Below are 26,897 nucleotides of genomic sequence, written 5' to 3'. Positions count from 1 at the left end.
ACCGTCGCGGGTGAAGATCGCGGTGCCGTTGCCGAATTCGTGCTCATTGATCCAGCGGGCCGCGGTTTCGTAGGAGTCGGCGCGGGCGACAGCAAGCACCGGGCCGAAGATCTCTTCCTTGTAGATCGTCATGTCCGTGGTCACGTTATCGAACAGGGTACCGCCGACGAAGTAGCCGTTCTCATACCCCTTGACCTTGAGATCCCGTCCATCGACGACCAGCTTGGCACCCTGTTCGACGCCGGAATCGATATAGCGGCGTACCCGGTCTGCGTGTTCCCGCGTCACCAGCGGACCCATTTCGGCTTTGGGGTCCGTGCCCGGGCCGACGTAGAGTTCGCGTACCTTGGCCTCGAGTTTTTTCACCAGGGCATCGGCTGTCTTTTGACCCACGGGAACGGCGACGGAGATCGCCATGCAGCGCTCACCGGCGGAGCCATAGGCCGCGCCCATCAGGGCATCGACGGCCTGGTCGAGATCGGCGTCAGGCATGATGATCATGTGGTTCTTGGCGCCGCCCAGTGCCTGGCAGCGCTTGCCACTGCGCGCCGCTGTTTCGTAAATGTAGCGGGCAATGGGGGTTGAGCCCACGAAGCTGACGGCGCTGACGTCCGGATCGTCCAGGAGCGCATCAACGGATTCCTTGTCACCCTGTATCACACTGAAAACACCGTCAGGCAGTCCGGCTTCCTTGAGCCATTTTGCCATCAGCAGGGAGGCGGAGGGGTCGCGCTCGGAAGGTTTGAGGATGAAGCAGTTACCGCAGGCCAGCGCGACCGGGAACATCCACATCGGCACCATGACCGGAAAGTTAAAAGGCGTGATGCCCGCAACGATGCCCAGCGGCTGGCGCAATGCGTGGCTGTCGACCCGGGTACCGACATTCTCGGTGACGTCGCCCTTGAGCAGCTGGGGTGCGCCGACGGCAAATTCGACCACTTCCATGCCGCGCTGGATTTCGCCCTTGGCGTCGGACAGCACTTTGCCGTGTTCCGATGTCACCACGGCGGCCAGTTCGTCAGTCCGCTCTTCCAGGATGCGCAGGAAGCGGTTGAGAATGCGGGCACGGCGCAATGGCGGCGTCGTCGACCAGGAGGGGAAGGCCTGCTTTGCCGTGGCGACGACATCCCTGACCTCATTACGGGTGGCCAGCGTCACCGTGGCGGTCTGCTCGCCGTTGGCCGGATTGAATACCTGGGCGCGGCGTGTTCCTTGCCCGGCGATTTCCTGTCCGTTGATGAAATGGTGAATGATGCGTGGCATATGAAACCCTCAGTCGCGTTGATCTTGGTTTTATGGGTGTACCGGACCTTCACTTCGCAGGCAGGCATTTGGACATGGCTTGATCGCAATGTGTTCGAAGTCTCTGCAGGATCTGGTGGCGTTTACTGCATGGAAGGGGTGCAATTATAATTGCAATAATAGTATAAGTGAAATTATTGTTGATTGTTGATTCAGGCCAGGAGGTCGCATTCCGGTAATGAGTTCGGCGATGGCCGATGTAGCGGAATTTTCGTGGCCTCTATGTATAGGGCACGCAGCATACGCAAGCAACGCCATGGGCAGGTTGAAGAGGCCGTACTTAACGACCGAGACTCAATGGGTTTGGTTGACGCTGGACTTGGATCATACGAATTTGAAATCAATTTTGCTTAAAAAAAATTATTGCAATTAATGTTGCTATGAAGGTATCGTGCAGACATTGTCACACTGCCTGCGGAGGGTTTGCGCTCTCTGTGGAGGCAGGCCCACGATATTTGTAGGCGATCGAAATCCAAGGGCAGTCGTCCATACGACTGCACATACATCATGTCAGGAGAGTCTCAACACTATGTATAAGAATTATGGACTTTTCATCGACGGCGAATGGCGCCAAGGGCGTTCTGATGCTGTCATCAAGGTACTGAATCCTGCCACCGAAGAAGTGATCGGTGAAGTGCCGGCAGCTTCGGTAGAAGATACCCAGGCCGCTATCGACGCGGCGGCTGCCGGGTTCAAAATCTGGCGTGGGTTTACGGGTTGGGCTCGAGCGGATGTCCTGCATGCGGTCGCCGATGAAATGCGGGCCGCAAGCGGTGAGGCTGCGCGTTGCATCACCCTGGAAACAGGCAAGCCACTGGCACAGGCAGCGCGTGAGTGGGAACTCTCTGTAGATCAGTTCCGTTGGTACGCTGAAGAAGCACGACGTATGTACGGTCGCATTGTGGAAAGCCGGGTGCCAGGTGGTCGTATCGAAGTGCACCACGAACCCGTCGGTGTGGTTGGTGCCTTTACGGCCTGGAATTTTCCGGCGGTGCTCATTGCCCGTAAAGTGGCGCCGGCGCTGGCTGCTGGCTGCTCGGTTATTGTACGTCCGTCCAGTGAAGTACCCGGCACGGCAATGGTCATGTTCGAATGTCTGCGCAAGGCCGGTATTCCTAAAGGTGTCGTGAATCTCGTCATTGGTCCTACGCAAAATACGTACGACCCGATGCTGGCCTCGGCGGTGGTGCGTAAAATTTCCCTCACCGGGTCGACGCAGATCGGTCAGCAGATGATACGTGACTCTGCGGATACCATGAAGCGCGTCAGCATGGAGCTTGGTGGCAATGCGCCGGTGGTGATCTTTGAAGATGCGGATCTGGAGAAAGCCCTGGATCTGTGTGTCGCAACCAAATACGCCAATGCGGGTCAAGTCTGCGTCACCGCAGACCGTTTCTATGTTCATCGAAGCCTCTACGCACGCTTTGTTGAGGGATTCGCTCAGCGAGCACAGGCGCTGAAACTGGGTAGCGGGCTTGACGAAAACACCCAGATGGGGCCGCTGGTCAACAAGCGGCGTCTGGATGCTATCGAAAGTGTGGTGGCCGATGCGTTGCAAAGTGGCGCGCGCCTGGTGACCGGAGGCAAACGCCCTGAGAGTTTTGAGCGCGGCTTCTTCTTTGAGCCCACGGTGCTGGCTGATGTGCCGGACGATGCCCGGGCGATGGCGGATGAAAACTTTGGTCCGATTGCAGCTATCACCTCATTTGACGATATCGAGCAGATGTACGAGCGCGCCAATGCGTTGCCGTTCGGTCTGTCGGCATATGCCTTTACCCGGGATCCCGCCCGTATTCGTGAAGTCGTTGCCCGTCTTGAAGCGGGCATGGTCGGCGTTAACAGCTTTGCACTGGCGGCTGCCGAAGCGCCTTTTGGCGGTATTAAGGACAGCGGGATGGGGCGTGAAGGCGGCAGTGAGGGCATTCATGACTACACCAACGTCAAGCTCGCTCAAGTAACGGTTTAAGAGGTAGGTCTTATGATTCCTAATGGAATAAAAAAAATCTGGGCAGAGGGTGGGCAGGCTGTCAACGGCTGGCTTTCGATGGCTTGTCCCTTCAGCGCGGAAATCATGGCAGAGCAGGGTTATGACTCGATCACCATCGATATGCAGCACGGGTTTGTAGGCTATGAAGTTGGTACCGCCATGCTGCAGGCAATGCGTGCCAGTGGCGTGACGCCGATGGTACGCGTGCCTTGGCTGGATCCCGGTGCAGTGATGAAAGCGCTGGATGCCGGAGCCTACGGCATTATCTGTCCCATGATCAATACGGCTGAAGAAGCGGCTCGACTGGTGTCCTATATGCGTTATCCGCCGATAGGCAATCGCAGCTTTGGGCCGACTCGGGTGAACTTTGCCGCTGGCGCTGATTATGGTCAGCATGCGGATGATGAGATGCTCTGTTTTGCGATGATTGAAACCTCGGAGGCCGTGAAAAATATCGATGATATCGTGGCGACTCCCGGACTGGATGGTATTTACATTGGGCCGGCCGACCTTACGCTGGGCCTGACTGGCAAAAAGTATCGTACGGGTTTTGATCGGGAAGAGCCGGAAATGATTGATGCGATCAAGCATGTCCTGGATCGGGCCCACAGGGCCGGATTGCGTGCCTGCCTGCATAATGGATCGCCGGAGTATGCTGCGCGAGCGCTGGAGTGGGGCTTCGACTTGGTTACCGTGTCCAATGATGTGCGGTTACTGGCCGGTGCGGCTAAAGACAGTGTCGATAAACTGCGCGAGCTACGAGGTGGTTCCAGTGCTTCATCAGTAGCATCTGCAGGAGGGTATTAATATGCCGCATATTCTCGTCGCCGGAAAAATTCACGAAGCCGGGTTGGAACGATTGCGTAATGCACCTGGCGTTACATTCGATCTGGTAGAGGAAGTCACTACTGAGAGTTATTCGCCGTTACTCGAAAAGGCCGATGGGCTGCTGATTCGTACCCAGCCAATGACGGCGAAAGAGATCGCCCTGGCGAAAAGCCTGAAGATTGTATCCCGGCATGGTGTCGGATATGACTCGGTGGACGTAAAGGCGCTGAACGAGCGTGGAATTCCTCTGGCTGTCGTGGGCGATGTCAATTCACGTTCAGTGGCGGAGCATACGCTGATGATGATGATGGCCGTCGCCAAGCAGGCACTGCATCATGATGCCAGCATTCGCCAGGGTAACTGGGGTTGCCGGAACGCATTTTCTGCTGTGGAACTTTCAGGGCACACGCTACTGCTGCTGGGCTTTGGTCGCATTGGTCAGTGCGTGGCTCAACTGGCGCTACCCTTCGGGATGCAGGTTATGGTCTATGATCCCTACCACACTGAGGATTTCATTCGGGATAAAGGATGTATTCCAGTTTCCAGTATTACCGAAATGCTGCCCGAAGCGGATTTCCTGTCGGTGCATATGCCCCTCATCGATGGCAAGGCTTTGATCGGCAAGGACGAGCTGGCTTTGATGAAGTCTACAGCGATCGTCGTGAATACGTCCCGCGGTGGCATCATTGATGAACAGGCGCTCTGTGCTGCATTGCAGGAGGGTAGACTTGGCGGCGCGGGCCTGGATGTAATGGTAAATGAGCCCCCGGCTGCTGACGATCCTCTTTTAAGTTGTCCACGCGTTCTGCTCAGCCCCCATGTTGCAGGCCTCACCCAGGAAGCGGCGATGCGCATGTCGGTTTCGGCGGTTGAAAATATTCTGAACTGCTTTTCTGCAAGTCTGGATCCGGCTTTGGTCGTTAATGCCAGTGAAATCGGTTACTCCTGCTCAGAGAAATCCTGAGATTTGGGACCTGGTTATTCCCAGTGTAAGCGAGCGAAATTAATAAACCGTTGACCTAAAAATACATGTTTCTCGCAGAATGCGGGATGCACGAACTTGTTTGCGGGTTTGCTAAGCCTCACTGGTAATATTAATAATCCACCTAGGAATTCGAAAATGCGTGATATTGGTGTAGGTATTATTGGCACTGGTTTTATGGGCCAGTCGCATGCCCTGGCCTATCGTGCTGCAGCTGGCATTTATCCAGGAAGCCTCAATCCGGTTCTTGTCGCGATCGCGGATATAAATGAGGATGCTCTGGAGCGTGCGCGTGCACAGTATGGTTTTAACCGCAGCACCACTGATTGGACGGCGCTGGTAGCCGATCCTGATGTGGAGATCGTCTCTATTACCACGCCTAATACGCTGCACCGGGAGCAGGCACTCGCGGCGATCGCGGCCGGCAAACATGTTCACTGTGAAAAGCCGATCGCGCCAAACGCAGCCGATGCGCTGGTAATGATGAAGGCGGCCGAGGCTGCCGGCGTGACGACCCAGGTAGGCTATAACTATATCAAAAATCCATTGCTCAAACTTGCGCGTCAGATGATTGAATCGGGTGAGTTGGGCGAGATCACCAGTTTTCGCGGCATCCATGCCGAGGACTATATGGCCGATCCGCAATTGCCATACAGCTGGCGCTTCGATCCCGCTGGTGGCGCCGGAGTGATCGCAGACCTCGGTAGCCATATTGTCGGAATGGCGCGGTTTCTGCTGGGACCAATCACAGACCTTAATGCGGATCTGGAAACGGTGATCAGGCAGCGTCCAAGTGCGCCCGGTGCGACTACAATGCGCGCGGTAGAATTGGATGACATCGCCAGACTGACCGTGCAGTTTGCCAGGGGGTGCAAAGGCTCAATTGAAGCAAGTTGGGTTGCAACCGGTCGTAAAATGCAGTTGGGCTTCGAACTGGTCGGATCAAAAGGATCGTTATCTTTCACTCAAGAGCGCTTTAACGAGCTGCTCTACTTTAAGGCCGGCAACGATCCTAGGTTTTCCGGATATCAGCGAATAGAGGCCGGTCCCCAGCACGATCCCTATGGCCACTTTTGTAAAGCTCCGGGCCACCAGCTCGGGTTCAACGACCTCAAGACGATTGAAGTCGCAGAGTTCCTGCAGGCGATCGCCCGTGGTGAGGCGCCCTCAGGACCGGATTTCAGGGAAGCCTGGGAAATTCAGAAGGTTATCGATACTGCCGTGTTGTCATCGAAAGAGCGTTGCTGGATGTCAGTGCCCTGAGTTGGTCCTTCTGTTTTTTGTCATAGCCAGAGGGTAACCGGCTCAGTCGCAATGATCCGGGTTTCCCGGTCATCAACTTGGGTGCGCGGTGGCGTACCCGAGAGCAGCTGAGCTGCGACACTTTGGCGTTGGAGTACGGTGCCCGTGTCGGTCGTTGAGAATGGCATCTGCCTGGCACTGGACGTGAACTTTGGTGCGATACTGTATGCACGGCTGGCTACTTATTTAAATGGGTTACGACCAACGCGTTGTGACTGGATATAATCCATTACGTGTAATTCATTCTGAGCAAGTGCCGTAACACTGACGGCGCTCTCTAACGGAAGGAAACATAGAATGGCCAAAATCGGATTTATCGGTACTGGCATCATGGGTCTGCCAATGGCGCAGAACCTGCTTAATGCCGGCCATCAGCTGTTCGTGTCCACGCACCGCAGCCCGGTCCCGGCGACCTTAAAGGGCGCCGACGGCTGTTCAACTCCTGCAGAGGTTGCCAGGGCATCGGAGTTCATCATTCTGATGGTACCAGACACTCCCCAGGTTGAAGAGGTACTGTTTGGCGAGAACGGCGTCGCCCAGGGCCTCGGAGAGGGCAAGGTTGTGATTGACATGAGTTCGATCTCACCGTTGGATACCAAGGCCTTTGCCAAACGCATTAATGAATGCGGCGCTGAGTATCTGGACGCCCCCGTCTCCGGTGGTGAAGTTGGCGCCAAGGCCGGCACCCTGTCGATCATGGTCGGCGGCAACGAAAACACCTTCGTTCGCGCTCAGCCGCTGTTCGAGATCATGGGCAAGAATATCACCCTGGTCGGTGGTAACGGCGATGGTCAAACCGCCAAGGTCGCTAACCAGATCATCGTTGCGCTGAACATCGAAGCGGTCTCAGAGGCACTGCTCTTTGCGTCGAAGGCCGGTGCTGATCCGGCCCGCGTGCGCGAGGCTCTGATGGGCGGTTTCGCATCGTCGAAGATCCTCGAGGTCCATGGCGAGCGGATGGTCAAGGGTACTTTCGACCCGGGATTTCGCATTGGCCTGCACCAGAAGGACCTGAACCTGGCGCTAGCCGGCGCCAGGGAGTTGGCGCTGAATTTGCCCAATACCGCCGCCACGCAACAGATCTTCAGCACTTGCGTGGCCCTCGGTGGTGCGGGTTGGGATCACTCAGCAATGATCAAGGGGCTCGAACACATGTCCAATCATTCGATCCGTGACGACTGACCTGAACGTGAGTGAACCCACCGGCCTATAGGTTGTCCGGGCTGAAGTAACACTGCGCCCGGCTTATTGTGCTACCAGCCATGCAGAGACACTCGGACCTGGTCTGGTTACCGTGCTCGCTGCAAAGTTTGTGGGTCGTAGTCTGCGTGCTCGCAAGAATCTCACGCCGTCGTTCGTTAGGCGGACGTGAGTGAGGACAGTCTCCTCCTGCAGTCGGCCCGGTTGCGTCGCGTTTGAACCCGCATAGTGTGTAACTGGCGTGGCCAGTTCTAGATCGCGCATTGCGGTGGCACAACGGCGAGAGCGGTCAGGTTTCCCCGCTTCGGAATTGGCCTCATTTTGATGGGGGTAAACCTGGATAGTTTGTTTTTATATAAGTTTCTGAATTTTAAAATAAAATATTCCGGCTTTCGTATTTGCGCTGCAGTATACGGGTTAGCCTGTCGGAGTTGCGCTCTGGTATAGTGAAGGCCAGTAATGGTCGGCATCTTTGGTGCCGCGGCTACTTGTGTTTGGTTGCCGAGGGCTGGACGGCTAGGTTTCATGGCTAATGGCCGGCGCTTCGCGGTATCAATGGAGTACAAGGAACAATAGGTAGTGGATTCTTCCCGATGACTGAAAACAAGAATTCTGATGCGAATCGGCAAGCCCCGCCGGACCACTATGAGCAGGTCGTCGACGAGATCGCCAACCAATACGAAAACCTGTCGGAACGCTACAAGCAGGTCGCTCGGTACGTCACCCAGAATCCTAACAATGTTGCCATGGAGTCCGTGAACTCGGTCGCGACGAAGTGTGGAGTGCATCCATCAGTACTGGTCCGTTTTGCACAGAACTTTGGATACTCGGGCTTCAAGCAGATGCAGACGGTATTTAGGTCGCGCCTTGCGACAGCGGCCCCTGGCTTCAACGAGCGTGTCAGTGCGCTTAAGTCTGATATCCAAAAAAGTCGAGAACACGGTATCGTCGGCTTCATGCAAGATCTGGTGGTCCGTGATATCGCGACATTGCAGGACTTGCTCAGTCTCGTCACTGAGGAGAACCTGCAGCGTGCTGCATTACTCCTGAAAGATGCTCAAACCATCTACATCGTAGGGCAACTGCGTTCGGAATCCATTGCAATTTTCCTGCGCTATTTGCTTACGATGTTGAAGCGACGGGTCATCCTGCTCGATCCCGCAGGCGGTCTTGCACCGGAAATGGCTCGGACAATGCGGTCGGATGACGTGCTGATTGCCATAGCGTTTCGCCACTATGCCAAAGAGACCATCAGTATTGCAGACATAGCGACCAAGTCCGAAACGCCAATCATCGGCATTACCGACAGTCAGTTATCGCCCTTGGCCAAGGATTCAACGGTACTTTTCACCATCCCGGAGGAGGAATACAGTTTCTCCCGCTCATTGGCGGCACCGATGTGCCTTTCACAGAGCATTGCCATTGCGGTGGCTTCTCTTCTTCAGCCAGACGAGGAACCCCGTATTGCAACGGTCACAGGGAACGAGCGCAAGCGTGCGCGCAGCAGCCGGACGACAAAGATCTAGGCTGTCGCAGGCCCAAGACTACGGCACCGCTTTGCGGGCAATTGTGAAGCGATAGTGCCTCAGCATGTTATCCATGCTGAGGTATTTTCACCTTAGCTCCCTGGCGTTGATGTTCGCGCGAGCGGATTTCCTCAGTCTCTGTCTGTTATCGAAGGGCCTGTAGTTGTCCACCATTCCGGAATTTCATGTGGCGCATCACAGATGCTCCCGCGCTTTATCGGCTTCCCGTGCTATCGCCGGGCTTCCGCTGTCGCCGCGGGTCAATGCCCCTGTGATCCTGTAGATTTCAAATTCAGGCTGGTTCATGGCGCTTGACTTGGGTGACTAAGGCGATTCGTTCGGGCCTCTTGAATGCAACCATTCTGGCAGCGAACGGGAGAGTTTTCCTCGTGTTATGAAAAGGCATCAGGGTAGTCCATGCCTGGGTGCAGCTTCCTTCCTGTTCGCCCCTAAAGTTGCGAAAGCGCCCTCACGCTTTCACAAGCCCTGCGTTAACAGCACCCCCCCTTTCTTGACCGTAAAATTTGCGGCTGAGGCATTCAGAAAAGTTTTCAGATATTCTTTGCAATAAATATTGCATAGTATTTGTTATTGCAATATTGTTGATGGCGACAATAACAAGCCTACGATCGCTATAGCGCGTAGCAGAATGTGAGAGGAGAAGCTATGTCTACCGTTAGATGCACTATGGCTCAGGCGCTCGTTCGTTATCTTTGCAACCAGTTCGTCGAGATCGAAGGCGAGCGGCTACCCCTGTTTGCCGGGGTATTCGGCATCTTCGGTCACGGCAATGTGACCTGTCTGTCAGAAGCACTTGAGGCTGTACAGGATCAGTTGCCGACCTGGCGTGGGCAGAATGAGCAATCGATGGCGCTCGCCGCTGTTGGCTTCGCCAAGGCCAAGCGTCGTCGTCAGTTGATGATTGCAGCCAGTTCGATCGGCCCGGGCGCCACCAACATGGTGACGGCGGCGGGTACGGCGATGGCGAACCGCTTGCCTGTACTGCTCCTTGCAGGCGATACCTTTGCCAATCGGTTGCCTGATCCTGTGTTGCAGCAGGTTGAACATTTCAACGACCCGACCATGACTGTTAATGATAGTTTCAAGTCGGTGGTGCGCTTCTGGGATCGGATCACACACCCCGAACAGATTATCACCTCATTGCCGCAAGCCATCGCCACGATGCTCGACCCGGCTGATTGTGGCCCGGCATTCATTGGCCTTGCACAGGATACTCAGGAGAAAGCATTCGATTACCCTGAGGAGTTTTTCGCACCGAAGGTTTGGTCTATCCCGCGTCCGCGACCGGACCGCAAGGCTGTGGAAGAGGCCGTAGCGCTTCTCAGAACGGCCAAAAAGCCGCTGATCATTTCGGGTGGTGGGGTGCGCTATTCCGTCGCCGAGAATGAGGTTGCGGCCTTTGCGGCGAAACGCGGAATTCCAGTGGTAGAAACAATTGCGGGCAAGGGTGGTTTGACTCATGACCATCCGGTTCATGCCGGCCCCATTGGGATTGTCGGCTCGACCTCGGCCAATGCGCTCGCGGCTGAAGCCGATGTGATCCTGGCCATCGGCACGCGACTGCAAGACTTCACAACCGGTTCCTGGACTGCATTCGCCAAGGACGCGAAGTTCATCTCTATTAACACAGCCCGCTGGGATGCGACTAAACACCGAGCGATTGCCGTTGTCGGGGATGCGCTTGAGACGGTTACCGAAATCGACGCCGCATTGGGCGACTTTGCGATACCGGGCAGCCATATGGCCAAGGCGAAAGGGCTATTTGATGAGTGGAATGCGCTCCTGGATGGGCATCAGGCACCTTCCGATGCGGCGATTCCCTCCTATGCGCAGGTGATCGGGGTGCTCAACAAGGTGGCCGGCCCGAACGATACACTGATCGGCGCGGCGGGTGGTACACCTGGCGAGATTACCAAGGGCTGGAGGGTCAAGAATCCTAACACCTTTGACTGCGAGTTTGGCTTTAGCTGCATGGGCTATGAAATTGCCGCTGGCTGGGGGTGCGCCATGGCGCAGGAAGGCCCGGGTGCGACCGGTGGTACGCCCATTGTCATGCTCGGCGATGGCACTTACATGATGATGAACTCGGATATTTATTCGGCTGTTTTAACGGGCCACAAAATGATTGTCGTCGTTTGCGACAATGGTGGTTATGCGGTCATCAACCGCCTTCAGCAGTTCAAGGGTGTGCCTGGCTTCAATAACCTGCTTAAGGATTGCCGGATCCAGAACCCTGAAAACCCGCTGCATGTCGACTTCGTCAAACACGCAGAGTCCATGGGCGCTTATGCGCGCAAATGCGAAAGCCTCGAAGAACTGGAAGAGGCAATGACATGGGCGCAAAACAATGATCGCACCACGGTGCTCACCATCGTCTCCGACGCTCATGCCTGGGTGCCAGGGGATGCGGATTGGGATGTCGGCGTGCCTGAAGTGTCGGCACATGAGAGCGTTCGTAAGGCTCGCGAGTCCCAGGACGTCATTCGCTCGAACCAGCGGATTGGAGTTTAAAGCATGTTGAAAGCCAAGCTGGGAATTGCCCCTATCGCCTGGTGGAACGATGACCTGGCGGAACTCTCGGATGATGTCAGTCTTGAGGAATGCCTGCGGCAGGCTTCGGTAGCTGGTTTCACTGGCATGGAGACCGGCCGTCGGTTCCCGATGAATATGAAAGAACTTGGGCCTATCCTCAGCGATTTCGGAATGTCTGTTTGCGGTGGCTGGTTCTCGGGTCTCCTGCTCGATGGTGAGATTGAGGTGGAAAAAACACGCATCGCCGAACAACTGGCCTTTTTCAAGGCCGCCCAGGCGCCGTGTATCGTCTATGGTGAAACCGCGCGCTCGATTCAGGGGGTGGGTTCGGCCCCGTTAGGCACTAAACCGAAACTCACCGAGGCAGAGATTGCCGCCTATGCGCGCAAGGTGTCGGACTTTGCCGAATGGTGTGAGGTGCAGGGGATGCCAATCGCCTACCATCACCATATGGGCGCGGTGATCGAGACGGAGGCTGAACTCGACCTCTTCATGAAGCATTCCAGTGTTCCCCTGCTGTTCGATACAGGCCATATGGAATTTGCGGGGGGCGATCTGCTGCGTGTTATTGAGAAGCATCACAAGCGCATTATCCAGGTTCACTGCAAGGATGTACGGGCGGATGTGCTAAAGGGGCTAGACCGCACTGCTGAGAGCTTCCTGGATGCGGTCGTGAAGGGGGCGTTTACGGTGCCTGGCGATGGTGCTCTGGATTTCGAGAGCCTTGTTAAGGCGTTGGCACATCATGGGTATGAAGGCTGGTTCGTGGTTGAGGCGGAGCAGGACCCCATTGCCAACCCGCCGTTGGCAATGGCGAAGAAGGGACATCAAGAACTCATGCGTGTCATGACGGCCGCAGGTTATGAGGTACAACAATAATGAACGCTATTGACGGAAAAATCTGTGTCGTGACAGGCGGCACTCAGGGGCTTGGCGCGGCGATTGCCCGTCTCTTCGCGCACGCGGGTGCCGCGGGCATTGTCGTCTGTGGCCGCGGTGCTGACAAGGGTAAGGCTGTCGCCTCCTCAATCAGCGAGGAGACCGGTGTCGAGGTTCAGTTCGTACAGGCGGATCTCGGTGTTGTAGAGGATTGCCGTAATGTGATCGCGCAGACTGACAAGCACTTCGGGCGGGTGGATATCCTTGTGAACGCCGCTGGCTTGACGGATCGGGGCAATATTCTTAACACCACACCCGACTTGTTCGACAAGATGATAGCTGTGAATACACGCGCGCCGTTCTTTCTGATTCAGGACGCGGCCAAGGTCATGATCCGGGAAGGGATTGAAGGCCGCATTGTAAACATCGGTTCAATGTCTGAACTTGCAGGACAGCCATTCCTGTCGCCCTATGCCACGTCAAAAGGCGCGCTGACCACGCTGACGCGAAACGCGGCTTTCGCTTTGATGCGCAACCGTATCCACGTCAACCAGTTGGACATTGGGTGGATGAACTCGGACCATGAGCGCAAGCTTGTCGCCATGGAAACTGGGGATCCGGATTTTCTTGATCGCGAGGCAGCCAAGAAGCCTTTTGGTCGCATCCTCGATCCCGACGAAGTCGCCCGCGCGGTTCTGTGGATGGCATCTGACGATAGCGGCATGATGACGGGCGCTGTGATTCCGTTTGATCAGTCGGTCTATGGCGGTTATGACGACGCGCCCGTGCCGTCCACTGCGTTGGAGGTTTAAAATGAAGACCATTAAGGGCCCCGGTGTTTTTCTCGCGCAATTCGCCGCTGATGACGCGCCTTATAATTCATTGCCGACGCTGGCTAAATGGGCCGCGGACAAGGGATTCAAGGGGGTGCAGATCCCCACTTGGGATACGCGCCTGATTGACATGAAACAGGCAGCGCAGAGCGAGACCTATTGTGATGAAATGAAAGGTCTTTTAGCCGATCACGGTCTTGAGATCACTGAACTTGCGTCGCATATAACAGGACAGCTTGTTGCCGTGCACCCGGCTCATGACCAGATTATGGACAGCTTTGCTCCTGAGTTCGTGCGTGGAAATCCTGGGGCGCGCCGCGCTTGGGCGGAGGAGCAGTTACGCTTTGCCGCGCGTGCGTCTAAACGCCTTGGTATTGATCGGCATGTGACCTTTTCTGGCTCGCTTCTGTGGCCCTATCTGTATCCTTATCCGCAGTGGCCGGAAGGTTTGGTAGATGAAGCTTTCGGTGAACTCGCCAATCGCTGGACACCGATCCTGGACGACTTCGACGCTCACGGTGTGGATGTCTGCTACGAGATTCACCCGTGCGAAGACCTCCATGACGGTCATTCCTGGGAAATGTTCCTCGACCATGTGAAAGAGCATCCGCGCGCAAACATGCTTTACGATCCGTCGCACTTCGTGTTGCAGCAACTCGATTATCTGGCCTTTATCGACCACTACCATGACCGGATCAAATGCTTCCATGTCAAGGATGCCGAGTTCCGCCCTGATGGGAAGTCGGGTGTCTATGGAGGCTATCAGCACTGGTCGAAACGTGCAGGGCGTTTTCGTTCCCTGGGTGACGGGCAGGTTGACTTTGGAGCGATTTTTTCGAAGTTTGCCACTTACGACTACGACGGCTGGGCAGTGCTCGAGTGGGAATGCTTCCTTAAAAACCCCGAAGATGGAGCATCCGAGGGCGCGCGATTCATAGACAACCACATCATCAAGGTCTCGGATCGTGCTTTTGACGACTTCGTAAAATCTGGCGCTAATCGTAGCGCGAACCGGGCAATGCTCGGGCTGGAGGACAAATGAGCTATCAACGACCCCTTCGTCTTGGCATGGTTGGCGGAGGTCAGGGTGCCTATATAGGCAACATACATCGCATATCGTCGCGTCTTGATGGTGCCTGGCAGCTCGTAGCGGGTGCCTTCGATGTGGATGCCGAGCGTGGCCGGGCTTTTGCTCTGACCCAGGGCATCGACTCAGACCGCAGCTATGGCGACTACAAGGAGATGATCGCCGCTGAGCTCGCGCGTGCGGATCGAATCGACGCAGTGGCGATCTGCACTCCGAACTTCACCCACTATCCGATTGCGCGTGCCTTCCTTGAGGCTGGTTTTGACGTGATCTGCGAGAAGCCGATCACGGCAACGCTTGAAGATGCAGTAGCGCTTGAGAAGCTTACGCGCGAGAGCGGACGATTTGTCGGCGTGACCTACACCTATAGCGGTTATCCCATGGTCCATGAGGCGCGCGTTCGTGTGGCCGCGGGGGAAATTGGGAAAGTCCGTAGCGTACAGGTCGAGTATCCGCTGGAATGGATGGCGACCGCGATCGAACAACAGGGTAATGCACAGGCCTCATGGCGCACGGATCCCAAAAAGAATGGTCGCGGTGGCTCGATCGGCGATATTGGCACCCATGCCTATCACCTCGCCGGTTTCGTGACGGGGCTTAAGCTCGAGTCGCTGACCGCTGATCTAGCGACCTTCGTAGAGGGGCGTGCACTGGATGATAACGCCCATGTCATGTTGCGTTACCAAGGGGGAGCGCGTGGCCTGCTGTGGTCCTCGCAGGTCGCGTTGGGTAATTCCAATGGCGTTCGGCTTCGGGTCTTCGGTGAAACGGGTTCGCTTTCGTGGTTTCAGGAGCAGCCTAACGAGCTGGTGTTGGCACCGCTCAATGGCCGCACGGAGATTATTAAGCGCGGGGCTGAAGACCTGTCCGAGGACGCCAAAGTACGTACGCGCACGCCGCCGGGTCATCCAGAGGGATACCTGGAAGCCTTCGCTAACCTTTACGCCGGGTTTGCCGAAGCAATCCGCGCACGTCGGTCTGGGCGGGAACCATCCGCGATCGGCCAAAATTTGCCCACGGTCTACGATGGTCTCAAGGGGGTTGCTTTCGTTGATGCCGTCGTTGATAGCCATGAGGCCACAGATCAGCCATGGCTTACTCCGATAGCGGTTTGATCGCTGTCGACCGGATGGATTCGGCAGGTGGGCAGTTTGCGCCGATTTTGGGTAGGAACTGATACCTGGTTGATTTTTATCTGTTAGGGGGTTAGAAGGCCTGCCGTGGTAGTCGAAAGTTAGACGAGAAATCGGCAGCTCCTGACTATTAATTCGGATTGAATATGCTTGGTGTCTTAATATCATTATCGACCAATGTGCGCTACCTATAACTAAGCGTTACATAAAGTTATCGCTTGGTTTTAGCGGGCAGTGATTGCATCGACAGGGACGTCAGTTTAATTTTCAGATTGATTGTTAAATAGATATTTTGGCATTTTTTACATGATTTTTTATAAAACGCCCAGCACATAAATATTGTGCTTCGGTGGGCTGTACCTGATGGTCTAGGGAGACCATTATATTGAATTCGCGGCGCAATACCTTAATCGAGGAATAATCCGCGACGAACCACGGTGGTCTATCTGCCGTAATTACTAGTAGAGGATAATAAATATGAAGAAGCTACTGAGCACAGTGATTTTGAGCAGCGCTCTGATGGGAACCGTGGCTCAAGCCGAGACTATCGGTGTTGCCATGTCACTCTTTGACGACAATTTCCTTACCGTGCTGCGTCAGAACATGACGGCGCATGCCGAAAAACTTGATGGCGTGGAACTTCAGATTGAAGATGGGCAGGGCGATATTTCGCGTCAGCAGTCTCAGGTTGAGAACTTCATTGCCGCAGGCGTTGACGGGATTGTCGTGATGCTGGTCGATGCGGACTCGGGCATCAATATATCGAGTGTTGCGGATGAGGCGGGTGTGCCGCTCGTTTTCGTTAACATGCTGCCTGCGAACATGGATACCTTCCCGGCCAAGCAAGCCTGGGTGGGTTCGGACGAGTATCAGGCCGGTTTTCTGCAGACCACCGAAATGTGCAAGCAGATGGGTGGCAAAGGTGAAGCGGTAATCCTGATGGGCCAGCTTGGCACGACCGGCCAGCGTGGCCGTACCGCGGCGACACACGATGTACTGGCTTCTGATGAATGCAAGAACATCAAAGTCGTCGACGAGCAAACCGCAAACTGGATGCGTACACCGGCAATGGACCTGATGACCAACTGGATCAGCGCGGGCATTGAGCCTAAGGGCGTTATCGCCAATAACGACGAAATGGCACTCGGTGCGATTCAGGCGCTGAAGGCGTCTGGTGTGTCGATGGATAATGTCGTCATCGGCGGTGTGGATGCGACCCAGGATGCTTTGGCTGCACTTGAAGCCGGAGACCTGGATGTGACAGTTTATCAGTCTGCCAAAGGCCAGGGTGTCGGCGCCATTGATACCGTGCTGAAACTGGCACGCAACGAGGCGGTTGAGGCTAAAAACGTCGTTCCGTTTGAGCTGGTCACCAAGGAGAACATCGACCAGTTCAAAGCGAAGAACTAAAGTCGTTGAGTGGCCGATTGAGAGGAACCCGATCGGCCACGTAATTCTGAGCCAAAATCAGCGTCTGGCGGCATAATCTTTGTGAAGACAGTAACGCTGCTGTCAAAATAACCGCGACACTGTTCGCGGTTTTCATTTATGTGAATGAAGAAAGATTGACCTTGCTCTGCTTTATATCTTTGTTACGGCAATCCGGCAAACCGACTCAGAAGAGCGGTATTGAAAGCTGCAATGGTTGGTTCAGGGATGAGTACCTGAATGAACACCTAAATTTGAGACTGCCTGTCTCTCGGGAGCATCTATGCTAGAGGTTAGAGGCACTGGCATTTAAACAATCTATGACGGGAGTGCCTGTGGTACTACGGCTGTACAAGGCAGCGCAAGTAGCGGCTCAGAGAGCATCATTGTGCTCGCTGTGTACCAGGTAGCGAGCGGGGATTAGATAATGATGGTTCTCAAACGGTTAGTGCCCCTTTTGATCAGCATGTTCATGCTGTCGGTTCCAATAGCCGCTGCGGCAAAGGACTACCGGTTCGTGATGGTGTCCCACATAGGGGTTCAGGACCCGAATATGAATTGGCTGACGTTGTCTTTGGTCGAATTCGAGAAGCGCTATCCGAATGTTTTCACTGAGTATGTTGGGGGGGTGACGCCCGGCGTCGACGAGTTGGTACGTAATTTGGAAGAGACGATTGCCTCTCGTCCAGACGGTATCGCAGTGCCGATCCTCGATGCCAACGCCCTTGAGGGTCCCATTCGAAAGGCGCTGGCGATGGGTATTCCGGTGGTGGCGTTCAATATTCCGGATCGCCGGCCACCCGGGCAGCGTATCCCGTACCTGACCTACGTCGGAGGTGATGAGTATCTGACAGGCTACAAAATTGGACTCTATGCGCTCGAAAAAGCGGAAGCTGGAATTGTGCCAATACCCAAGAAGGTCGCCTGTTCTCTGCATACGGCTGACCATGCGGGACTTCGGGAGCGCTGTCGAGGGATTGAGGACGCTTTCAGGAAAGTCGGCGCTTCTGTGGAATATCTGGTTACCGGTATCACTCAGGCCACTTTTAGCCAAAACCTGAAAGCTTATCTATCGTCAAACACTGACACCAACTACATTTTCAACCTGGCCGATTTTACCGCAGCCTGGTCTTGGCACGTGGCGAACGAACTGGGCCTGGAGCCTGACGTGGACACCAAGGGAATGACGTTGCTAACCGTCGATGTGGGGCCTATCGGCCTTTCTGGCGTTAAGAACGGTCATCTGCTGGTAGCATCTGAACAGGGTTTCTGGTTGCAGGGATATATTCCAATGGAGTGGCTCTACTGGTATCACGAGATGGGTTACAAGCCCCAGTCCGACATCATTACCGGCCCCGTACTGGTCGACAAGGATAACCTTGAACAGATGGACGCACTGTCCCGGCTCGTATTTGGTGTTGGTTCCGAGGCCGACTCCGCGTGGCGGAAATAGACCCGCGGCGCCACAGTGGCTGTTAAGCCCGTTTTTTGTGCCACGTTAACAGGACTGGAGGCTGCGCAACGCTTATAAAATCAGTTCGGGCCAATAGAGGGATTGGGTGGAGCCCATATATGGCCTCGCTGTGTTAACGATTGACCTGCAATTCCTACTGATCGTCAGTAACGTTTGCAATTGTGATCAAGTGGGTGCTGTCCAACAGCCGCGCCTGGGGAAGGAGACCCCAGACTCGAGGTGTCTGACCATTAGCTGCATGGCGCCGGCTTACCGTTTCGGGGCTTGGTCGACGGTCGCATGCAAGCGGCCTTCTCGAACGGCCAGTACGGCATCGAAACCGGTAACGATCCCGTTGGTGTGTTTTGCTTCAGTAATTGCATCTGTGGAACCCAGTACGATTTAATAATCACCAGCCAATATTGCATTGCCATAATTGGATTTATCGTATTTTTGCTAAATGTGTATACTTGCAATTATTGTTGCATAGCTTGTTTTGCTTTGCTAACCTAGGCCTACATGGATCCGTTAGGCTGCTTGATCAAGCGGAAGTATTTGGCTGAGGCCGCATTGATCAATGAAGCAACTGCCAAACTTGAATGGTTGTGGTTCTGCACCTGCCCCAGCAATGCCCTGGCTGGATTCGTGCCATCGGCTACGTCGGTGGCATTTTTTATTGACTAGGTGGCCTATACGATAATGATCAATGAACTGTTTTTCTTCCTTTGCGCCATACCAGCAGTACTGATTTTTGGTGTGGCTAAAGGCGGGTTTGGCGGCATTATCGGTATCGTCAGCGTACCGCTTATGGCGCTTGCGGTAAGTCCCGCCAAGGCCGCGGCTATTCTGTTGCCGATCCTCTGCGTCATGGATGTGCTAGCCGTATATAAATTCCGGGGACAATGGCACCGCGAAAATCTACGGATCATGCTGCCTGCCGCGCTGGTGGGCGTCGTGCTGGGGGCGTTGACCTTCAAATACATCTCTGAAGCCCATGTACGCCTGCTGATTGGAGTTCTAGCGCTGATATTTGCCCTGAACTACTGGCTCGGTACCTCGAAACGTGCGGCTGCAGCGCCTTGCCGACTCAAAGGGTGGTTCTGGTCACTCCTGGCAGGTTTTACCAGTTTTGGCATACACGCAGGGGGGCCGCCGGCCAGTGCCTATCTTGTTCCGCAACGGTTGCCGCCAACCCTGTTTCTCGGCACCAGCGCACTGTTATTTGCCGTTATCAACTACGCCAAGCTTATCCCGTATTTTTGGTTGGGCCAGCTGAATATGGACAATCTGATGACGTCGCTGATCTTATTACCGTTGGCCCCGATCGGCATAGGTATTGGTTATTACCTGCATAAAAGGATATCGGTATCTCTGTTCTATGGGGTATTCAACGTATTCCTCGTTTTGACAGGGTTAAAACTGTTATACGATGGGTTTGTTACACTTTAGTTGATTTAAAGTAGGCAACTGTATCTTCCCGGCCTAATTCGTGTTCTGTGTCTGAATTCATCTGCTGTACCTTTGGTATTGACGAACTTACATAATTTTAAGACTGGAAGTTTATATGAGCGCAATGAATAAAGATGACAAGACTGAATTGCACCATATTGTCGTGGTAGGCGGTGGCGCCGGCGGACTTGAGCTGGTAACAAACCTCGGAAAAAAATTTCGACGCTCAAAAAAATATTCGGTGACTTTGATCGACCGCAATCGTATCCATATATGGAAGCCGCTATTGCACGAGCTGGCGACGGGAACATTGGACCCAGGGGCGGAAAGCGTGGTGTACCATGCCCATGCCGCGAGAAATGGATACAGGTTTGAACTGGGTGAGCTGACTGCTGCCGACACTTCCGCGCGTATCCTACACCTTGGCGCAGCCTTCGATGCCAGCGGCAACCAGCTATTGAATGAGCGGACAATAAAGTACGATACATTGGTGCTTGCCATCGGTAGCACCTCGAACGACTTTGGCATCCAGGGCGTCCAGGAGAACTGTTACTTTCTGGATTCGTACCGGCAGGCCGAAAGGTTTCAAAATACCCTCATCAACAAGTTCACGGCAATTCACCAGCTCGGTAGCAAGGGGCGCCTGAGGATAGCCATCGTCGGCGCCGGGGCGACCGGTGTGGAGCTGGCTGCCGAACTTTACCACGTCACCGACTTGCTCAAGAGTCACGGTATGCCTGGAATGTCTCGAGACCAACTGGATATTACGCTTATCGAGGCCGGCCCGAGGATGCTGCCGGCGCTGCCCGAGCGCATTTCGGCAGCCGTCGCGCGAGAGCTGGAGGGGCTTGGGGTCAGATTACGCCCGTCTGTAGCGGTGAATTCGGCTACGAGAGAGGGGCTTCATACCCGAGAAGGCGAATTTATTGCTGCGGATTTGATCGTCTGGGCCGCCGGAGTTAAAGCCCCTGACTTCGTTTCCAGAATCGCAGGCTTGACGACGAATCGAAGCAATCAGGTCGTTGTCGATAAAACGCTCAATGCAAGTGGTTGCAGTAATATATGGGTCATCGGTGACTGCTGTTCCTTTACTCAGGATGATGGGAAGGTCGTTCCACCGAGGGCGCAAGCGGCTCACCAGATGGCTTCAACTGTTTTCACGAATATACTGAGAAAACTCAAAGGGCATGAGTTCAAAGAGTATCGATACAAAGATTATGGATCGCTTGTCAGCTTGAGCCGTTATGGCGCCGTCGGTAATCTCATGGGGAATCTGCGCAACCGCAGCATGTTCGTCGAAGGCCGCTTGGCAAGATGGTGCTACGTTTCGTTGTACCGCATGCACCAGTTGTCGATACATGGGGGTATACGGGGTTTACTGATTGTTTTGATAAATAGACTTTCCAAGGTTGTCAGGCCAAAAATGAAATTGCACTGATTAGTGTTCTTTCTATTAGTCTGGTGAGGCAGTAAATGAAAATGGAGAATTTATTTGTGGCCACGATTTAGTCTAAACTGTATAAAAACAGTTTGTCTGGCCTCCTGTGTCGTTTTGCTGTGAGTAAAAATGTGTAAGGAAAGGAACAGGATTCTTCGCAGGGCTAATAATCCTGAGGACAGAGATGAAGCAGAACGGTAGCTATGATTCGGGTTTGATTGTTATTTTCTCGGTAATATGATTTGGGTGGTCAAGGTTGGCGGCATATGGTTGGCATAGTCTGTGTGACCTGCCCCTGTCAACCATTGTGTTAAGCAATTAATCTGGCAGACAAATAGGTTCCCTCCCTATTTGTCCGCCACGCCATTAAAACGGGTGCAGGTGCGTGGACATGCAGGTTTTTCTGGCGTTCGTATTAGCCCGCGGCCAATGATAAAGCGTCCATGCTTCATATACTAACCCGCGGGATTAATAGCTTTCCGGTTAGTAACATGCTGTAATTTTGGGTTCTATATCGACCCACATACCATTGCCTCGATTCGACTCGAATGCTGCCTCAATAAATCTTACACCTTGGACACCGTCCTTTATATGCGGATAAGGAGAGGCTTGGAGTTGTTGTGTTGTCTTTATTGTATTGATGACGGCGTTGGCAAAATCATTATAGAGTGTGGCGAAGGCTTCTCGGTACCCCTCGGGGTGACCGAGGGGGACCGCGGTCGCCTGGTTTGCAATGTCGTACAAACCAGGTCCGCCCTTGGTAAACAACTGAGCGGGACGCCCCAGGCTCCGGAATAGTAGTTCGTTGGGATATTCCTGATGCCACTCAATACCGCCTTTGCTGCCAAATACGCGAAGGTAAAGCCCGTGCTCTGCACCTGCAGCAGCCTGAGTGATCCATAATGAACCACGGGCGCCGCTGCAATATCGCAACTGAATACTCGCATAGTCGGTTGCCTTGCGGCCCGGCACTGTCGTGCAGCTGTCGGCGCTGAGTTGTTCGGGCAGGGCGCCTGTTACAAAGGAACATAAGTGGTAGCAGTGGGTGCCAATATCGGCGACGACAAGATCATCACCGGCGATGTCCGGGAGCATGTGCCAGTTTTTTCCACTGCGCTCAGTTTCACTTATTTCCGCCAGATGCCCCTGAACATAATTGCACTGGACCATTCTAATCTCGCCAAGATCACCCGCTTCAACCATCGCCTTCGCCTGACGAACCATGGGGTACCCGGTGTATGCATAGGCTACACAAAAATGTAGACCGGATTTTTCTGCACGAGCTTCAAGACTTTTTGCCTGATGGTAGTGGGTTGTGAGGGGCTTTTCGCAAATAACGTGCATGCCCGCTTCCAGAGCCTGGCAGGCAATCTCATAGTGGCTGTCATTCGGAGTCATAATTGAAATTATATCAATACCTTCTACCAGAGCGGCTTCAGACTCGATCATTTCCCGGGCTGAGCGGTAGCTCCGCGGAATTCCTAATTCAGCTGCAGCTGAGATTGAGCGTTCAGGGTTTGACGAAAGTACGGCGGCCACTATCTCGTATTTTTCGCTCATCAAAGCCGCACTTCGGTGAACCGATCCGATAAAGGAACCGGGGCCTCCACCTACAACACCCAGTCGTAAACGGCGACCGAGACTTTCCACTCCGGAATTAGTGTTCATTGTCTTGTCCTGCTTTCAAATATTGTTTTTAGAACTATCTAGGAGTTCACTTCTGGAGTCGGCGGCGGGCGTGCCTGAAGTCCGTTGGGCACCCATCCTTCCGGTAATGCCCACATCATTGCGTCTAGTACGCTCGCCAATGCCTGACTGCCAGCGGTTTGATTGTTCTGGCACGAGCATAACGTTCAAAAGCCGCTCATAATCGCTGCTCGGGGATGTTCGGTTTTTGCAATTGGCGCCCCATACTTTCGGGAGCATACGTAGCTTTGCCTCGCTCGTTTGGAGTGCTTCAGGGTTCTCGATATGGGGAGGCAGGCACAGTGAAAAATTGGGCAAAGTCAGCTGCTAAAAGGTTTTCTGCGGCCTGTAGGGTGCGCGGAGCAAGGGTCGAGTTGACAGTTTGCATCAGCACTCCTCCAGTCTTATCACTGTATTCAGTAGCTGCCTGCAGATTGCCTCACTTGCAAAAGCTCGCCGCTTATTTAAGAGCAGTGCTTGCCATTCGTGAAACAAGGCCGTAGTGCGAGATTCGGTGCACTGCATCAGCCTGCCAGACTCTGCGCTACCGGCTTGCGTAGATGAACCCGATACTTAAAGAATCTATTGCAATAATAATTGCAAGTCAATTTAAATTATCAATTTTAATTGCTAGACATGCTGGAGTCTGCATGAGGTGGCATACCAAGATGGGTGGCTGGCTCAAGATAACCGTTAGGCAACAATGGCTTGCTCGAATGGAAGCATCTTCCTGGTCGCAGGCCGAATCTGAAGTGCCCTAGGGGCGCCAGACACCTACGGTAACATGTAATCTCTGAAACCGAGGCCGTAGTAGCTCAGTGTGCGCTAACTTTTAGGTAAGGGTTGTTCGACAGAGTTTCATCGAACAGATGACTTGGCGACTCCAGCATGTACCCATGCAAACGGCGTGACTTGCGTGGCCCCGTCACTTCACAGGCCCAGATATTTAGCCCGTTGGGCTGCTTGCGGTGTAGTTGCAGTTTCTCGAAGCGTTTCTGTATCCACTGCCAATCCTGCTGATTATCTTTCTTGGCGTTTGCGGCGATCTGTGGATGTTCCTGTGCATAGCGTTGGAACACGCCCGGGCTGACCAGAAACACGGTGTCGGCTACAGTATGTACCAGGGCTTTTGCATCGTTGATGATCAGTTTTCGCGACTGGATGCCCTGTTTCAGCCAGACAATGAAATGCTCGCCTGAAGGCTGCTCTATTGCAGTTTTAGGTGAGGAAGGTGATGCGGACGGCGGCATTGGTGCCAGCGCGTCCGCGTTGGGCACCGTAGTCGTTGAATCAGCTGGCTTCGCAAGTGATGTGGTCGCGGAGCCCAGGTCGGGCATATCGAGCATTGAGAGCAGATCCTCAATCACGTTGGGTTGACCACCTGGATTCTGGGTTGAATCTGGCGTCGTCTCGTTCGTAAGCTGCGGCTTGGAATCCTGTTCAGATGGTGTACCGGGTGGGGCGGTGGCGGCTGTACCAACAACGGGGTCAATATTGGGAACGGCATCGCCTGTATGGGTCGTCTCGGCGGTCGGTGTCTCCACTGTTACGGTGCCGGTGAACGGCTCCGGCCGTTCGTTCGCCTCCCAGATCAGGGACGGCGCCAGCCGCAACAGCGTGAAGCTATGCGACCAGCCGGTTTCGCTGGTGATGGTGGCTTTCCAGATCGCTTTGCCCTCAGGCGTCGGTTGCAAGATGGCGTGATCCTGCAGCACATCAAATACTGCCGAGTTGTTCGCCGGTATGCCGTCTATGCCCTGTGACAGTAGGTGGGCCCGCAGCTTGTCGGACACCGTCTTGCTGACCAGCCAGAGGGAGTCCTGGGTCAGCCAGCCATCCGAGGCCTGGGGTTGGTTCAGTTTCAGCTCTTCCTTGAGCAGGTAGCGCAGGCCATCGAGCAGTTTGCGCTGGAGCGAGTGTTTCGGCGCTGTCATGGCCTTGGCCGGGTCGCCCCCCAGCTCCTGGGCTACCGAAGCGCGGTCGGCCTGGCTGACCAGGTCTCCCAGTACGCCCGCATGTTCGTATTGGCCGGCCAGGACATAGAGCAGCGCAGACCAGAGGGCCGGATAGTCACTGAGCCAGTCGAGGATGTGCCGATCGAGCAGCTGGTGGTAGAGCAGCCCGGCGGCTGCACTGTGCAGGCGGTACGCCCGATCATCGCGGTAACGGAAACGATACGGGTGTAGCAGCGGACCGTGCCAGGGATGCCAGCGGGCTCCGTCCTCATATTCGACGTGCAGATCGACGGCAATCTTGCCGATATCGTGCAGCAGCGCCGCGTACGCCGTGGCGGCTGTCCAGGCTTCGGACTGGGCGGCCTGGTCTTCCGGCGTCGCGCCCGCGGGCAGCAGGTAGGACTGCCGCAGTTTGAGCGCATAGGCGACGATCTCCAGACCGTGGTCGAGCATGCCGCCGTGGTAGGCATGGTGATGACTTTCAGAGGCGGGGAACTGCTGTACCAGCTCGGCGTAGCGCTCGAGAGGCGCGCGGTAGAGCCAGGCGAACTGCTGGTGTGACAGGGCGGTACGCTGCCAGATATGTTCCAGCAACCTCTCGCGGCGTGGCGTGGCCAGCAACGAGGCCGCCGATTGCGGCTGGGTCAGCCCATTGGGCAATTCAGGGAGCGAGGTAAGCGGTGGATCGGCAGGCGGAAGAGGCCTTTTACGTTGCAGCATCGAGAGCATCTGTCCCTCCAATCGTCAGACCAACAGGGGAGCCTTTTGGCCTTTTCGGGTAGGGCCTTTCCCCTTGCCCCCATTCCATTATCCATTCAGATCCCTTTACCATTTTGCCTGGCTAAGCCCTTTGCTATAGGGCAACGCTGGGGCGCTCGGCCATGATCAATGGGTTTTGCATCACGCCGTATTACGAGCAGAAGGCAGGCTGTTTCAGGGATAGGATGCGGTCTTTCACGGCAGCTTGGATACCGATATGCAGCAACACGACGGACTGGATCGAGGTCGAATTGACAGTGTAAGGAATTTTTCTTACCCTTTGGGCGTGCAAAATACCTACAGGAGCACAATCATGCCTGGTATCCATGAAGTGGCTACACTGACGTCCAAGGGGCAGATTACGTTGCCCAAGCCGATCCGACAGGCACTGGGGCTTGGTGCCGGAAGCAAGGTTGCCTTCGATCTCGGGGAAAACGGACAGGTTGTGGTCACTCGTGCGGGCGCCGAGCACGAAGATCCAGCCATTGGTGCCTTCCTTGACCTGCTGGCCAGCGACATCCAGGCCGGCCGTCATGTACGAACACTGCCGGAGGAACTGGCGCAGGCGATGTTGGCACAGGCCGGCCGTGGCGTCGATCTGGATGAGGAGATTCAGGGTGACGTGTTGATCTGATGCAGCAACAGGGATGGACGCTGTTATTCCACGACTGTGTGGTTGAACAATTGCAGAAGCTGCATGTGGCGGCGAAGCGTGCCGAGCAGAACGATCCAACAGGCTTTGAGGCCAATGCGAACGTTAAACTGTTCCGGGCGCTAAGCCTGCTGATAATGGAAGTGGTACCGAGTGATCCTGCTCGGGACGAGTACCGTCAGGGCAATACTCTGGGGTCAGCCCATCGACATTGGCGCCGGGCCAAGATCGGGAGGCGCTTTCGGCTGTTCTTCCGCTATGATTCGAAGGCGAAAGTCATCATCTTTGCCTGGGTCAATGATGAGCAGACGCTGCGGTCAGCGGGCAGCAAGTCCGATCCGTACGCGGTCTTCGAGAAGATGTTGGGTCGCGGCCATCCGCCCACAGATTGGGAGGCCTTGAAAGCCTCCAGCCACGAGGATTGGAGCACTGGTTAACACTGTAAGGACGACAGTAGGTGACTAC

At 54.8% G+C, this 26,897-nt stretch carries 20 protein-coding genes; 17 read left to right on the top strand and 3 right to left on the bottom strand.

Translation table 11 applies throughout. The features are described from left to right. Nucleotides 1–1,263 (bottom strand): CoA-acylating methylmalonate-semialdehyde dehydrogenase (locus F451_RS0119230; RefSeq protein WP_020683044.1); only part of this gene is annotated, 1,263 nt, incomplete at its 3' end. Between the two features lie 568 nt (nt 1,264–1,831). Between F451_RS0119230 and F451_RS0119225 the strand changes: the two genes are divergently transcribed. The 15 genes from F451_RS0119225 (at nt 1,832) to F451_RS0119150 (ending at nt 21,380) form a co-directional block, all read left to right on the top strand. Beyond that, the gene (locus F451_RS0119225) at nt 1,832–3,268 is read left to right on the top strand and encodes an NAD-dependent succinate-semialdehyde dehydrogenase (RefSeq protein WP_020683043.1); all 1,437 of its coding nucleotides are present in this window, start codon (nt 1,832–1,834) and stop codon (nt 3,266–3,268) included. A gap of 12 nt (nt 3,269–3,280) precedes the next feature. Beyond that, on the top strand, nt 3,281–4,096 hold the full coding sequence (locus tag F451_RS0119220; protein WP_020683042.1) for an HpcH/HpaI aldolase family protein: 816 nt from the start codon (nt 3,281–3,283) through the stop codon (nt 4,094–4,096). Between the two features lies 1 nt (nt 4,097). Then, nucleotides 4,098–5,081 carry a hydroxyacid dehydrogenase gene (locus tag F451_RS0119215; protein WP_020683041.1) on the top strand — a complete coding sequence of 328 codons (984 nt, stop codon included), beginning with the start codon at nt 4,098–4,100 and terminating at the stop codon, nt 5,079–5,081. Between the two features lie 156 nt (nt 5,082–5,237). Further along, nucleotides 5,238–6,362 carry a Gfo/Idh/MocA family protein gene (locus F451_RS0119210; protein ID WP_020683040.1) on the top strand — a complete coding sequence of 375 codons (1,125 nt, stop codon included), beginning with the start codon at nt 5,238–5,240 and terminating at the stop codon, nt 6,360–6,362. Nucleotides 6,363–6,698: 336 nt separating this feature from the next. After that, on the top strand, nt 6,699–7,583 hold the full coding sequence (gene glxR / locus F451_RS0119205; protein WP_020683039.1) for a 2-hydroxy-3-oxopropionate reductase: 885 nt from the start codon (nt 6,699–6,701) through the stop codon (nt 7,581–7,583). A gap of 611 nt (nt 7,584–8,194) precedes the next feature. After that, entirely contained in the window at nt 8,195–9,127 is a 933-nt protein-coding gene (locus F451_RS0119200; RefSeq protein WP_020683038.1) for a MurR/RpiR family transcriptional regulator, read from the top strand. Nucleotides 9,128–9,814: 687 nt separating this feature from the next. Beyond that, nucleotides 9,815–11,659 (top strand): 3D-(3,5/4)-trihydroxycyclohexane-1,2-dione acylhydrolase (decyclizing), encoded by a 1,845-nt coding sequence (gene iolD, locus F451_RS0119195; RefSeq protein WP_020683037.1) that lies wholly within the window; start codon nt 9,815–9,817, stop codon nt 11,657–11,659. Nucleotides 11,660–11,662: 3 nt separating this feature from the next. Then, the gene (iolE, locus tag F451_RS0119190) at nt 11,663–12,559 is read left to right on the top strand and encodes a myo-inosose-2 dehydratase (RefSeq protein ID WP_020683036.1); all 897 of its coding nucleotides are present in this window, start codon (nt 11,663–11,665) and stop codon (nt 12,557–12,559) included. Next, entirely contained in the window at nt 12,559–13,371 is an 813-nt protein-coding gene (locus F451_RS0119185) for an SDR family oxidoreductase (protein WP_020683035.1), read from the top strand. Before iolE ends, F451_RS0119185 begins: the two co-directional genes overlap by 1 nt. Nucleotide 13,372: 1 nt before the next feature. Next, nucleotides 13,373–14,434 (top strand): sugar phosphate isomerase/epimerase family protein, encoded by a 1,062-nt coding sequence (locus F451_RS0119180; protein ID WP_020683034.1) that lies wholly within the window; start codon nt 13,373–13,375, stop codon nt 14,432–14,434. Then, the gene (locus F451_RS0119175; RefSeq protein ID WP_020683033.1) at nt 14,431–15,594 is read left to right on the top strand and encodes a Gfo/Idh/MocA family protein; all 1,164 of its coding nucleotides are present in this window, start codon (nt 14,431–14,433) and stop codon (nt 15,592–15,594) included. Before F451_RS0119180 ends, F451_RS0119175 begins: the two co-directional genes overlap by 4 nt. A 495-nt stretch (nt 15,595–16,089) precedes the next feature. Next, entirely contained in the window at nt 16,090–17,022 is a 933-nt protein-coding gene (locus F451_RS0119170) for a substrate-binding domain-containing protein (protein WP_020683032.1), read from the top strand. A gap of 445 nt (nt 17,023–17,467) precedes the next feature. Then, nucleotides 17,468–18,493 (top strand): substrate-binding domain-containing protein, encoded by a 1,026-nt coding sequence (locus F451_RS0119165; protein ID WP_020683031.1) that lies wholly within the window; start codon nt 17,468–17,470, stop codon nt 18,491–18,493. Nucleotides 18,494–19,192: 699 nt separating this feature from the next. Further along, entirely contained in the window at nt 19,193–19,942 is a 750-nt protein-coding gene (locus tag F451_RS0119155) for a sulfite exporter TauE/SafE family protein (RefSeq protein WP_020683030.1), read from the top strand. 115 nt (nt 19,943–20,057) lie between these two features. Beyond that, nucleotides 20,058–21,380, top strand: coding sequence for an NAD(P)/FAD-dependent oxidoreductase (locus F451_RS0119150; RefSeq protein ID WP_020683029.1), 1,323 nt, complete (start codon nt 20,058–20,060; stop codon nt 21,378–21,380). 483 nt (nt 21,381–21,863) lie between these two features. Here F451_RS0119150 and F451_RS0119145 read toward each other — a convergent pair whose 3' ends face one another. Together F451_RS0119145 and mobH are read right to left on the bottom strand one after the other, a co-directional pair. Continuing rightward, entirely contained in the window at nt 21,864–23,048 is a 1,185-nt protein-coding gene (locus F451_RS0119145) for a Gfo/Idh/MocA family protein (protein WP_026291895.1), read from the bottom strand. 833 nt (nt 23,049–23,881) lie between these two features. Further along, nucleotides 23,882–25,750 carry a MobH family relaxase gene (gene mobH, locus F451_RS0119140; RefSeq protein WP_026291894.1) on the bottom strand — a complete coding sequence of 623 codons (1,869 nt, stop codon included), beginning with the start codon at nt 25,748–25,750 and terminating at the stop codon, nt 23,882–23,884. A gap of 343 nt (nt 25,751–26,093) precedes the next feature. Here mobH and F451_RS0119135 point away from each other — a divergent pair, with 343 nt between their 5' ends. Both F451_RS0119135 and F451_RS0119130 read left to right on the top strand, forming a co-directional pair. Next, the gene (locus tag F451_RS0119135) at nt 26,094–26,414 is read left to right on the top strand and encodes a type II toxin-antitoxin system PrlF family antitoxin (RefSeq protein WP_020683026.1); all 321 of its coding nucleotides are present in this window, start codon (nt 26,094–26,096) and stop codon (nt 26,412–26,414) included. Next, a complete protein-coding gene (locus tag F451_RS0119130; RefSeq protein ID WP_020683025.1) occupies nt 26,414–26,869 on the top strand; it encodes a type II toxin-antitoxin system YhaV family toxin in 456 nt (151 codons plus the stop codon). The genes F451_RS0119135 and F451_RS0119130 overlap by 1 nt, the downstream gene beginning before the upstream one ends. The last annotated feature ends 28 nt before the right edge of the window (nt 26,870–26,897 follow it).

Source organism: Marinobacterium rhizophilum DSM 18822, from assembly GCF_000378045.1.
Taxonomy (GTDB): domain Bacteria; phylum Pseudomonadota; class Gammaproteobacteria; order Pseudomonadales; family Balneatricaceae; genus Marinobacterium_A; species Marinobacterium_A rhizophilum.
This window is presented reverse-complemented; position numbering and strand designations above follow the sequence as displayed.